Genomic DNA, 12,675 nt, shown 5'->3' on the forward strand with positions numbered 1-12,675 from the left:
TCGTGAATTAAAATGATTTTATTAGAAAGCGTTTTCAAAAAAGAGGTGATGGTATACGAAGTTAATCATAGAGTAACTCTCACTAACTAAGTGTAAACTTTCGAACTGATTTTTGTATGAAGCGGAGCGAAGCAGTTTATGCTCACAAAACTTTTTAGGAGGAGAGGTAATGAGGAAAAAAGTAAGCGTGTTTCTGGCATTAACTATGTTTGTGACTATCTTTTTTTCAAATCCGATCAAGACTAATGCGGCAACCCCCGAAGCGCCTGCAGGGTGGAGAGACTTACTAGATTACCAAATATTCAGTAATATATCCGACGGCTGGGCAGGAGATAGCGGGTTTGGATTGGAGACGGAGAACAGCAAGCTTCCCATTGATTCTACAGCAATGTACAATGGATTGCCTTCATTATTGTTGAATGCGAAGACGCCTACCAGTCCTTCCTGGTACAACGCTTTAATTACGGTTGCCGGCTGGAAAGCATATGACTTTACCTCTTATCATCCAAATGGATTCCTTGAGTTTAATATCAAAGGAAATGCGGGCGGAGAGTCCTTTTTACTGGGCTTCAAAGACCGGGTATTCGAAAGAGCTGCCGGCAATGAAATTACCACTACAGTAAACATTAACAACTACGTCAACATTACTACAAGTTGGACCCATGTGAAGATCCCGTTAAAGGATCTAATTCAGGTCTCCCAAGGAATTGATGTATCTTCCATAGATGCATTATCCATCAAGAATAATGGTTTTCAACCTTTAAAAGTGTGGCTTAATGACATTAGGGTTACGTCTCCCGATAAGGAGAAAGAGTACGCCCCCATCAAGGTCAATCAATTAGGGTATCCCGTAGATGGAGTGAAGCAAGCGCTTGTAACCGGTTTTGAGGATGTGCTCACGGTCGATGCAGGTACTACGTTTAACATTATTAACGCCACAAATAATTCGACAGCTTACTCCGGAACGCTTGTACTCACCAAAAATTATGATGCTATCGATAGCGGGGAGCGTATTTTTACCGCCGATTTCACAAATTTAACGATTCCGGGAAAATATTATGTTTCAGTGCAGGGTCTTCAGAATTCGCCCAAGTTCACTATCGGCGAAGCTAACGAAATCTATGAACCCTTTTTAAATGACGTAACAAGATACTTCTATTACCAGAGAACCGGGATTAATATTACCAGCCCATACACTCAAAATTATCAAAGAACAGATTTTACCCCTGACACCGCAGTGCCTTTAATGTCTAACCCTTCCATCAAAAAAGATGTTTCCAAGGGATGGTACGATGCGGGCGATAAAGGCAAGTACGTTAACGCAGGAGCCAAAGCCTTGTCGGATCTCTTCTGGGCCTATGAAATGATGCCGGAGAAATTTACAGACAATCAATTTAATATTCCTGAGAGCGGAAACGGCATTCCCGACATCCTGGATGAGGCAAGGTGGGAACTGGAATGGATGCTCAAAATGCAGGATGCTGCAACTGGCGGTTTCTATGCGCGAGTGACCTTTCAGGATGACGACAATATGGTAGACAGAGAAATTATCGATAAGGATACGGTAAGCTCGCGGACTGATATCAAAACGACCGCCGATACAGCTACCGCAGCCGGTGTATTGGCACATGCCTACTTAATTTATCAGAATATTGATCCGGCTTTTGCCCAAAGTTGCTTGGATGCGGCAATAGACGCATGGGGGTACCTGGAAGCACATCCGGAAAATATTCGGACGCCTAACACGGGCAGATGGCCTTACGATGTGACGGATGACGCTTCGAATCGTCTGTGGGCTGCAGGCTCCCTGTACCGATCGACCGGCGATGCCGAATACAATGATTATTTCCTGGCGAATTACACCGATATGGGAATATTTTTTGAGGATACCCTTGATTTCGCCAGTGGTTGGGCAAACACCTGGAATACAGGCTTCTTCAGTTATCTGAAAGCCGCTAATCCGGACTCCGGAGTCTTAAGCTGGTATTCGGATAAATTCCAGCAATGGTTCAATGACAAAGTGAGCAGATATAACGATAGCCCTTGGAAAAGCATCATAAAAGATGGTAACTACTATTGGGGAATCACCATGCAGGTTGCGGACACACCGATGGAAATGATCATCGGTACGAAGTTACTGGGAACTTTTGAGAGCAACCGCGCTATCATTAATGAGATTAACAATAGTCAGTTAGACTGGATTCTTGGCCAGAACCCGGTAGGCGTATCTTTTGTATCAGGTTACGGTGATAACAGCGTGAAATATCCGTTCAGCATCATGTATAGAACAGATGGATTACCTGGTGTACCTAAGGGATATCTTGTCGGAGGACCGAATAAATACTCCAACGACATAACCGTAGGAAACCAGATATCAAGATTTGCAGCCAAAAACTATACCGATAACTTCCAAGAATGGACTACAAATGAACATACCGTTTATTGGAATTCAGGGTTGGTATTCATTGCCGCATTCGCAACCGGAAATAGCAGCAACTCGACCATTAGTCCAACGACTGCTGCCTTTGATAAGAAAACAGCAAATCAAGCTGATATTCCGGTGACTCTAACGTTGAACGGCAACACGCTCACCGACATTAAGAACGGTACGACATCTCTCGTTGTGGACACGGACTATACCGTTTCGGGCAACACGGTCACTCTACACAAGAGCTATCTCGCGCAGCAGCCAATCGGCAAGGCGAACCTCACTTTCCTGTTTAACGCCGGTTCATCTGCTACGCTATCCGTTGCTGTGAACGATTCGTCGGTTATTAACTCGACGATCAGTCCGACGACCGCTGCCTTTGACAAGCAAACCGCGAATCAGACCGACATTCCGGTGACCTTGACGCTGAACGATAACACACTCATCGGCATTAATAATGGCACGACTGCCCTAGTTGCTGGTACGGACTACACCGTATCAGGCACGACAGTGACGATTCAGAAGGCATATCTGGCTGCCCAACCGGTGGGAACAACGACGCTGACGTTCAACTTTAGCGCAGGAGCAAGTGCGAATCTTGAGGTCTCCGTGGTCGATACCCCCACTGCCGAAAGTGGATCTATCAAAGTGCAGCAGTACAATTCTCCTGTTACGGCAACGAGCAATTCGTTGAGCCCACGGATAAAGCTGAAGAACACCGGTACCACTGCCATCAATCTGTCCGACGTGAAGCTTCATTATTATTACACGATCGATGGGGAGAAGGACCAGAATTTCTGGTGCGATTGGTCCACTGTCGGCAGTAGCAACGTAACTGGCGACTTCGTCAAGTTGCCGGCTCCTTTGACAGGAGCTGATCATTATCTGGAAATCGGCTTTACGAGCGGAGCCGGAAGTTTGGCAGCTGGAGCCAGCATTGAGCTTCAGATCCGCGTGAGCAAGACCGATTGGACGAACTACACGCAGACGGGAGATTACTCCTTCGATCCGACCGATTCGACTTACACCGATTGGAGCCATACAACTGGCTATATCGCAGGCGCTCTTCAGTGGGGAACAGAACCTCAATAAGTAACGTCACAATTGACGTTACGGCTCAATAGTGAAAACCTGAACTCCCCATTACCGCCTAAACAACGGTGTGGGGAGTGTGTAAGACAGTGAAAGGAGTGCAACAACTCTATTGAAAGCTATGCCTCTTCCTACAAATAGGAAACCAATACGTACTGTACGTAATTTTTCCATCGTGAAGAATCTTCGTACTTACTGGATGTTCTACGCAATGATGCTGCCGGGAATCGTTCTGCTTGTAATAAATAACTACATCCCTTTGTTCGGGATCGTTATTGCCTTTAAAACAATCAATTACCAGGACGGAATCCTGGGAAGCCCATGGACAGGGATGAAGAATTTCGAATATTTATTTGCCTCGAAGGATTCGTACATCATCATTCGCAACACATTGCTTTATAATTCGCTGTTTATTGTATTGAACATGGCGCTTCCTCTAGGGTTCGCCTTGATGCTTAACGAGATGAAGAACCGCTTCCTCTCGAAGCTACACCAAACGATCATGTTCCTGCCATACTTCCTGTCGATGATCGTCATCTCGTACTTAGTATATGGGTTCATGAGCGACGAGCGAGGATACTTCAACGGCACGTTGCTGCCGGCGCTTGGTCTTGATTCCGTACGCTGGTACTTCACGAAAGAAGTGTGGCCGATCGTTTTGCCGATCATTAACACGTGGAAGAACATGGGGTACTACACGGTTGTGTATATGGCAGCAATCATTGGTATCGACGAGGAGTACTACGAAGCCGCGACAATTGATGGGGCAAATAAGTGGCAACAGATCAAGAAAATCACGATTCCCTTGATCATGCCTGTCCTCACGATTATGACTTTGCTGCAGGTTGGCCGGATCTTCAATGCCGACTTTGGCCTATTCTTCCAAGTGCCACGTGAATCGGGGGCATTGTTCCCTGTGACAAACGTTATCGATACCTATGTCTACCGCACCTTCCTGACCGTTGGGGATATCGGACTTTCCTCAGCAGCAGGCCTGTTCCAATCAGTCGTTGGTTTCATCTTGGTTTTTGTATCTAATTGGGTCGTTCGCCGCTTTAACCGCGAGAACGCGCTGTTCTAAGAGAGGAGCCCTTATGACCAATACAATGAGTAAATCCTTATCTGGGTCCAATCCAAAGAATCAGCTGTCGGGATGGGCGTCAACCCTCATCAACATCTTCTTTGTCATCTATTCGGCGCTCTGTATCCTACCGCTTTTGCTGATTCTTTCGGTATCGTTCTCCGATGAGCAGTCCGTTATGACACACGGATATCGATTTATGCCCGAAAATTTCAATCTGGCAGCCTATCGATTCCTAATGAAAGATATCAGTCAAATCGTTCATTCCTATGGAATCTCACTAACCGTCACGGTGATAGGTACGATACTAAGTGTCATCATAATAGCTCTGTATGCGTACCCCATTTCACGGAATAATTTTCCGCAGGCTAAGTATTTTACATTTTTTGTTTTTCTAACGATGCTGATTTCCGGCGGCTTAGTCCCTTGGTACTTGGTATACGTACAGATGCTGGAATTAAAAGATACACTTTGGGCACTGATCATGCCGCTGATCATGTCCGCATTCTGGGTACTGATCATGCGCACTTTCTTTAAGGAGACCGTACCTGAAGCTGTGCTGGAGTCAGCAAAAATAGATGGGGCAGGGGAGCTACGGATATTTATCCGAATTGTATTGCCATTATCTCTGCCGGTTCTGGCAACCGTTGCACTGTTCCAAACACTGACATACTGGAACGACTGGTTCCTAAGCCTAATGTTTATTACAGACAACCACAATATATCCGTGCAGTACTTTCTTTACAAGATGATGGTCAACATCCAGTACTTATCCAGTAACCCGAACGCGATGGCTGAAATTACCCGAGCTGGCGGAATGATCAACTTCCCAAGTGAAACCGTGCGTATGGCGATGGTGGTTGTAGGTGTTGGACCTATCGTATTTGCTTACCCGTTCTTCCAGAAATACTTTATCAGAGGCCTGACAGTAGGCTCCGTTAAAGGCTAAGATTGCCGATCACTTACGTGGGCACGGAAACGGCTAAAACCAGTATATGGTTTAGCATATCATTCTATTTTATGGGGGGATTACTTGAAAATGAAGGATACGAAAAGCAAGGCTTCACTGCTTCTCACACTGATGCTTATTTCAGCATTAGCCACTACGGCTTGCGGCAATTCAAACAACTCGAACAACGCTACACCAGATAATGCCGGAAAAGAAAGCGCCGCACCGAGCTCATCAGCGAACTCAACCACCGATAACACATCCAATGAGCCCTCGAAGCTGGAGCCTTATAAACTAAAGCTGGTCTACGAAGGAGCTCCACAGGCGGACGAGGCTATCGTCGAGGAAGCGCTGAACAAGATCTTGACCGAAAAAATCAACGCGACGGTAGATATCGCACCAATCGATTGGGGAGCATGGGATGATAAGACTAACCTCATCATCGCTTCTCGAGAGCCCGTAGACATTCTATTTACAGCCTCATGGAACGGGTATGCAAAGAACGTTGCCAAAGGTGCTTACTTAGATCTCGGTCCCTTGCTCGATCAGTATGGCCAGGGCATTAAGGATAGCTTGGATCCAGCTTTTCTCGATGGCTCCAAAATCGGCGGCAAAAATTATGCAGTCCCTACGAATAAAGAGTTGGCATCGTCAGGGGGCATTGTGTACAGGAAGGACATTGCCGATGAACTCGGCATCGACATGAGTAAAGTGCAAAAAATCGAAGATTTAGATGCCGTTTATAAGATCGTTAAAGAGAAGAAGCCAACCATGTATCCGCTGTATACAACGGGTGGCACATTCGCCTCTCACTCTTTTGTGGAATTGGATTTTTTAGGTGATACGACGATACCTGGCGCTATCGATAAGAATGGCACGGAAGCGACAGTCAAACCGGCCGAAGAGTATCCACAATACTTAAATGCATTAAAAGTAACCCGTGATTTCTTCCAGAAGGGGTATCTTAACAAAGATGCGGCCACTTCCCAAACGTCATCCCTTGATGCTTATAAGACGGGCAATGTATTTTCCACTGTAGAGCCTCTTAAGCCAGGCAAAGCAGAAGAAATCGCATCCGCGACAGGACTTGATGGCAAGCTTGCACAAATTACTTTAACAGGTAAAACGGTCGCCACATCGGAGACTACCGGCGCCATGTTAGCCATCTCATCAACGTCTAAGAATCCGGAACGCGCCATGATGCTGATTAACCTGCTTCATACAGATCAAGAGATTATTAATCTGCTTAACTTCGGTATTGAAGGTACACACTTTACACTTAATGGTAATGTTATGACGCAGACGGAGAAGTCAGGACAGTACGCACCGGGCGTCGCTTGGGAGCTGGGAAATCAATTCCTGAACTATGTCTGGAGTTCGGAAGCTCCAGACAAGTGGGAGCAGTTCAAAAAGTTCAACGAAGGCGCTAAATCATCGCCGGCACTGGGCTTCACCTTTGACAGCGAGCCAGTCAAATCCGAAGTCGGAGCACTAGCAAACGTTCTAAGAGAATATCAAAAGATGCTTGAGACCGGCTCGGTTGATCTGGACAAAGAATTGCCGAAATTTATCGCCGCCCAAAAATCGGCCGGCCTAGATAAAGTCATTGCTGAAAAGCAAAAACAGCTTGATGAATTCCTTGCCAGTAGATGATATGTGTTCATAGCAAATAAAGGACCTACTCATTGTTCTGGATAAGAACAATGAGTAGGTCCTTTTGACTTTCGTTATTTAATTCACAGTGTCAACTAGGCTTTAAGAGGCTTGGTCGAATTGGCTATTATAAAGCTCCGCATAAAAACCATTTTTGGCAAGTAGTTCTTCGTGGCTGCCGCTTTCAAGGATATCGCCTTCCTTCAGAACCAGAATCACATCGGCGTTCTTAATGGTTGAGAGTCTATGCGCAATAACAAAAGAGGTTCTTCCCTCCATGAGCTTATCCATTGCCTGCTGAATCAAGAGCTCTGTTCTTGTATCGACTGAGCTTGTAGCTTCATCGAGGATGAGCATTGGGGCATTTTTGAGCATCGCGCGGGCGATCGTAAGCTGTTGCTTTTGGCCCGTGGATAAATTAACTTTGTCATTTAGTATGGTATTATAACCGGCACTTAAGGTCTGAATGAAATGATGCAAGCCTACCGACTTACAAGCATCTTCAACTTCTTTATCGGTTACACCTGTTTTGTTGTACACTAGATTTTCCCTGATAGTGCCCTCAAAAAGCCAGGTGTCCTGCAAGACCATACAGAATAGATCATGGATGTTTTCTCTTGTTAAGCTGCTGATGGGGGTATCATCAATATATATTTCTCCGCCCTTTAATTCATTAAACCGTATTAGAAGATTTATCAGTGTAGTTTTACCTGCGCCGGTAGGACCGACTATAGCAATTTTTTGCCCAGGCTTAATCTCTGCAGAAAAATCTTTAATCACAAGTTTATCTGAATTTTCATAAGCAAATTGCACATGTTCAAAATCAACTTTGCCCACAGCAGTTTTAAGATGTCTTTCTTTATGACTTTCATTGTCCATTTCGTCAGCATCGAGGAACTCAAAGACACGTTTGCTTGCCGCGGAAGCCGATTGCAGACTTTGTGCGGCTTGAGCAATCTGAGAGAGCGGTTGTGTAAAGTAACGGACATACAGTATAAAGGCTACAATGACCCCAAAGGATATCGTTCCGTTCATAGCAAGTACAGCACCAACTACACAAACGGCCACAAAACCTAGATTGCCTATAAACATCATAATCGGCATCATAAGACCGGAGAGGAACTGCGCTTTAAATGCACTATCTTTAAGATTCATATTCAGGGATTCAAATGTATTGCGCATTTGCGATTCACCATTGTAGGCTTTCACTACAGTATGTCCTGTATATACTTCCTCCACATGGCCATTGATTTTCCCTAAGTATTCTTGCTGACTTTGAAAATACTTTTGGGATTTTTTCATAATTGCCGCTATGAGGCCAAAGCCAATGATAGTTGCAACAACCGCCGTAATAGTCATGATCACATTTGTTTTGAACATCATGATGATGGATCCCGTAAAGAGGGCAAGGGCAGTTACCAGTGTGCCGACGCTTTGGTTTAAAGCTTGCCCGATCGTATCCACATCGTTGGTAACCCGGGACAGGATGTCACCGGTTGTAGAATTATTATAATAAGAGATCGGAAGTTTGTTCATTTTGCGTGAGAGATCGGCTCTTAAGTTTTTGGAGACCTTTTGCGTAACTGCGGACATAATTAATCCTTGTACCAAAGATAACACAGCGCTAAGGATATAGATAAATACAAGGAAAAGGCCGATAGAAGTTACTGCTTCCATATCAATTCCGGTGACGAGGCCGGCCGTGATCAAGTCTGTCATCTCCGAAAGCTTATCCGGTCCAAGCAGAGTCAGAACCGTACCGATTGCTGCACTAATAATAGCTATAAGAACTACAGGGATATATTTTCTGCAATAGTGGAGAAGTCTGCTCCACGTGTTGAGTTGCTCTTTGCTTTTGTTCATTAAGCTAGCTCCTCCTTTGAAAGTTGTGAGTAAGCAATCTCTTGGTAGACATCACAGGTCTGCATCAATTCATCATGTGTTCCCATGCCTGCCATTCGTCCGGCTTCCAGTACAATGATTTTGTCTGCATCTTTGATTGTACCGATACGCTGGGCAACGATTAGTATCGTTGTACCGCTGGATTTTTTCTTCAATTCACTTCGCAATTTGCGATCCGTCTTATAATCAAGCGCTGAGAAGGAATCGTCGAAGATTAATATTTCAGGACGACGGGCAATGGCTCGGGCAATGGAAAGACGTTGTTTTTGACCGCCAGACAAGTTCGTACCGCCTTGAGAGACATGAGCCTCGTAGCTTCCTTCCATCTTTTCAACAAAATCTGAAGCTTGAGAGGTGTAAATGGCATCAACAACATCCGAGGACAGATCACTGCCATTATCGCCAAAAGCAACATTAGAGCTCACCGTGCCGCCAAACAAAATCGCTTTCTGAGATACATATCCCATTTTATTGCGCAGTGCAGTTTGCTCATATTGGTTAACATTAATTCCATCCACCAACACTTCACCTGCTGTAGCATCATAAAAGCGAGGAATCAGGTTCACGACGGTACTTTTTCCGCATCCGGTTGAACCGATGAAGGCTACAGTTTCTCCTTTTTTCACCGTAAAGCTGATATCTTCAATAACGTATTCTTCTGCATCCGGATATTTAAAGCTGACATTTTTGAATTCGACCTCACCCAACCGATTTGCCTTGGAGGAAGTAAGTGATCCGTTCTCTAAGCTTGGCTTAGTATCCAGCACTTCATTGATTCTTTTAGCGGATACATGGGCACGAGGCATCAGGATAAAAATCATGATCAGCATCATGAATGCCATAACCACCTGCATTGCATAGGATGAGAAGACAATCATATCTGAAAATAAGCCCATCTTCGCCGTACCATTGGCATTTTGAATCAAAATAGCACCAATCCAATATATTGCGAGACTTAAACCGCTCATAATCAGAGAAATACTTGGCATCATCATGGACAGTACATTATTGGCGAATAAATTCGTTCGGGTAAGCTCGCTGTTGGCTACGCTAAATTTATCTTCCTGGTAACTTTCCGCATTATACGCACGAATGACACGAAGGCCGGTAAGATTCTCTCTTGCAACACGATTAAGATTATCAGTCAGTTGCTGCAATTTTTGGAATTTCGGAAGCACTAGCACGATCACTATGCCGACAATAAGAATCAATACCCCAATGGCGACACCGGTAGCAAGCGACCACTGCCAACTCTTGCCTGTAATTTTGAGCATTGCCCAAACGGCAAGGATGGGAGCCTTCACCAGCAGTTGCAGACCAATGACAATCAGCATTTGCACTTGCGTAATGTCATTCGTTGAACGGGTAATTAAACTAGCTGTAGAGAAGTTGTTGATTTCTTCCATAGAAAAAGATTGTACCTTATCAAACAATTTAGAGCGTAATCTTGAAGAGAAGTTAGCGGCAATTTTAGCGGCGATCCCTGCCACTATGATTGATGTAGCTAAGCTGCCGAGGGCACAGAGCAACATCCAGCCTCCGGCTGCAATGATTTCGCTCATTTCACTCCCTGGTATCTGTACAAGACGAGTAATCTCGCTCATATAACCGGGCAATTCCAGATCCAGCCATACCTGTGTGACAATGAATAGGATGCTGATACCGATTAGGGCCCATTCCTTCGGTTTTAAGTACTTAAGTATAGTTACCATACATCTGACTCCTTTATGTGGCGTTGCTAAAATGATAACGAAAGAAGATAAACTGAAAGTTAACTTTTCTGAAAAATAAAAAAACCCTGAAAGAACGATGAGGTTCTCCAGGGCTCGTACTACATTCCAATCGGAATCGTAACTGTAAATGTGGTTCCTTGTAATGGAATGCTTTCGCAAGAAATGGTTCCATGGTGTAGATGAATGATTTTTTTAACAATTGCTAATCCAAGTCCATTGCCTGCAGTCGAGTGGGAAGTATCCTGCTGATAAAATTTATCGAATATCTTGGGAAGAGCCTCAGGATGAATACCGATTCCGCAGTCATGAACTAGAATCACCAGGTTATCATCGTTTTTCTTCATCTTAACTTCAATTTCACCATGCTCAGGAGTGAATTTGATCGCGTTATCCAATAAATTTAACCAAACTTGATTTAAAAGCTCTTTGTTGCCGGAGAGTTCATAATCCTGAATATTAACATTCAGCTTCAGGTGCTTCTTCTCAAATTTGGCAGCCAGTAAAAGCACAGACTGGCGAATTTGTTCCCCAACATTAAACCGCATTTTGTTTGTCAGAATCTTTTGCGTCTCAACCTGCGTCAGCTCCAGTACATTCGAAGCAAGGGAGGCAAGTCTGGTCGATTCCTCAATGACAATATCTAGATATTCATCACGTTCCTCTTTAGTAAGATCATCATTCTTTAAGACTTCAGCAAACCCTTTAATAGATACAATCGGTGTTTTGAATTCATGGGAAAAATTGTTTACAAAATCAGTTCGCAGAATTTCGATACCCCCAAGCTCTTCAGCCATACGGTTAAAGTTCTCTGATAGAATTTCAAACTCTGGCGGGCTTTTGAGCTGGAGCCGCATGGAGAAGTCACCACTGGCAAGACGCTCTGTGGCCTCTATAAATATCCGGATGGATTTTACCATTTTCCGGCTTGTGATGGCTGATATCGTGGTACCGATAATTGTACAAGCGATTAATACCATTATGGGTAGTACGAATCCATCCTGGGCAAGCTCTTCGTTCAACAAACCAAAAACCTGTGCGAGAAAGAAGAGTAGTCCTGTAATCACAACGGTAATAAGAAAGATGAAAAATATGATAAGAGAAAAATAGATGGGAAGGCTGATTCTGTTGCTGAGCTTGTTACTTATTTTGCTCACTGGCTTCGCACCGCCTTGTATCCAAGACCTCTGACGGAAACCAGTTCAAACTCTGGATAAGCGTCAAACCGTTTCCGCAAACGATTGATATGCACATTAACGGTTGTATCCGTACTTTCACTTTCCATGCCCCATATCTCGTCCATAAGCTGGATGCGCGTGAAAATCCGTTCAGGATAGGACAACAACTTATACAACAAATAGAATTCTTTTTGCGGAAGCGTTTGTTTCTCGTCCTCCCGCGTTACTGTCAATGCGTCATAATCAAGGATCACTTTACCCACTACTAATTTACGGGCACTTGCGATTTGCGAACGGCGAAGCAGCGCTTGGATTCTGAGCAGCATTTCTTCGGTATCAATGGGTTTGGTCATATAATCATCAGTTCCAATCCGGAACCCCTTTTTCTTATCTTCAGGCAGCTGTTTTGCTGTAGCCATAAGAATGGGGACCAAGCTATCGGCATCTCTTACTTCCTTGGCGAATTCATAACCATCCATATTAGGCATCATGATATCCAGAATGATTAGATCAATATGCTGTGAATCAAGGACCTCCAAAGCTTTAACTCCGTCTTCAGCAGTTACAACATCATATCCTTCGCGTTTCAGAACAGCTTCAAGAAGTCTTCTTACATGCTTATCATCTTCAACTACGAGTATGTTAATCATTACTGTTCACTC

The 12,675-nt window shown here is 44.3% G+C and carries 8 protein-coding genes; 4 read left to right on the forward strand and 4 right to left on the reverse strand.

Annotated features, from left to right (window positions below; all coding sequences use genetic code 11):
- The first annotated feature begins 169 nt into the window (after window positions 1-169).
- The 4 genes from MHI51_RS15665 (at window position 170) to MHI51_RS15680 (ending at window position 7,203) form a co-directional block, all read left to right on the forward strand.
- A complete protein-coding gene (locus MHI51_RS15665; protein WP_076219651.1) occupies window positions 170-3,520 on the forward strand; it encodes a glycoside hydrolase family 9 protein in 3,351 nt (1,116 codons plus the stop codon).
- A 121-nt stretch (window positions 3,521-3,641) separates the two neighbouring features.
- Window positions 3,642-4,601, forward strand: a complete 960-nt coding sequence (locus tag MHI51_RS15670) for a sugar ABC transporter permease (RefSeq protein ID WP_038574490.1) — start codon at window positions 3,642-3,644, stop codon at window positions 4,599-4,601.
- Window positions 4,602-4,614: 13 nt separating this feature from the next.
- Window positions 4,615-5,550, forward strand: coding sequence for a carbohydrate ABC transporter permease (locus tag MHI51_RS15675; RefSeq protein ID WP_081383287.1), 936 nt, complete (start codon window positions 4,615-4,617; stop codon window positions 5,548-5,550).
- 90 nt (window positions 5,551-5,640) lie between these two features.
- A complete protein-coding gene (locus tag MHI51_RS15680; protein WP_076219240.1) occupies window positions 5,641-7,203 on the forward strand; it encodes an ABC transporter substrate-binding protein in 1,563 nt (520 codons plus the stop codon).
- Window positions 7,204-7,305: 102 nt separating this feature from the next.
- Here the strand turns inward: MHI51_RS15680 and MHI51_RS15685 are convergent, their stop codons facing one another.
- The 4 genes from MHI51_RS15685 to MHI51_RS15700 all read right to left on the reverse strand — a co-directional run bounded on the left by MHI51_RS15685 (window position 7,306) and on the right by MHI51_RS15700 (window position 12,663).
- The gene (locus MHI51_RS15685; protein WP_076219233.1) at window positions 7,306-9,066 is read right to left on the reverse strand and encodes an ABC transporter ATP-binding protein; all 1,761 of its coding nucleotides are present in this window, start codon (window positions 9,064-9,066) and stop codon (window positions 7,306-7,308) included.
- Window positions 9,066-10,817: an ABC transporter ATP-binding protein gene (locus MHI51_RS15690; protein ID WP_076130605.1), complete on the reverse strand. Its 1,752-nt coding sequence runs from the start codon at window positions 10,815-10,817 to the stop codon at window positions 9,066-9,068. Before MHI51_RS15690 ends, MHI51_RS15685 begins: the two co-directional genes overlap by 1 nt.
- Window positions 10,818-10,936: 119 nt before the next feature.
- A complete protein-coding gene (locus MHI51_RS15695; protein ID WP_081387692.1) occupies window positions 10,937-11,992 on the reverse strand; it encodes a HAMP domain-containing sensor histidine kinase in 1,056 nt (351 codons plus the stop codon).
- The gene (locus tag MHI51_RS15700) at window positions 11,989-12,663 is read right to left on the reverse strand and encodes a response regulator transcription factor (protein ID WP_036677195.1); all 675 of its coding nucleotides are present in this window, start codon (window positions 12,661-12,663) and stop codon (window positions 11,989-11,991) included. Before MHI51_RS15700 ends, MHI51_RS15695 begins: the two co-directional genes overlap by 4 nt.
- Window positions 12,664-12,675 lie beyond the last annotated feature (12 nt).

It is taken from the genome of Paenibacillus sp. FSL H8-0260, assembly GCF_045040625.1.
Taxonomy (GTDB): Bacteria; Bacillota; Bacilli; order Paenibacillales; family Paenibacillaceae; genus Paenibacillus_AQ; species Paenibacillus_AQ odorifer.

Excerpts from the sequence above, each read along its gene's own strand:
- MHI51_RS15675 (WP_081383287.1), top strand. The coding sequence starts at position 4,615 with ATGACCAATACAATGAGTAAATCCTTATCTGGGTCCAATCCAAAGAAT.
- MHI51_RS15670 (WP_038574490.1), top strand. The coding sequence starts at position 3,642 with ATGCCTCTTCCTACAAATAGGAAACCAATACGTACTGTACGTAATTTT.
- MHI51_RS15680 (WP_076219240.1), top strand. The coding sequence starts at position 5,641 with ATGAAGGATACGAAAAGCAAGGCTTCACTGCTTCTCACACTGATGCTT.
- MHI51_RS15700 (WP_036677195.1), bottom strand. The coding sequence starts at position 12,663 with ATGATTAACATACTCGTAGTTGAAGATGATAAGCATGTAAGAAGACTT.
- MHI51_RS15690 (WP_076130605.1), bottom strand. The coding sequence starts at position 10,817 with ATGGTAACTATACTTAAGTACTTAAAACCGAAGGAATGGGCCCTAATC.
- MHI51_RS15665 (WP_076219651.1), top strand. The coding sequence starts at position 170 with ATGAGGAAAAAAGTAAGCGTGTTTCTGGCATTAACTATGTTTGTGACT.
- MHI51_RS15685 (WP_076219233.1), bottom strand. The coding sequence starts at position 9,066 with ATGAACAAAAGCAAAGAGCAACTCAACACGTGGAGCAGACTTCTCCAC.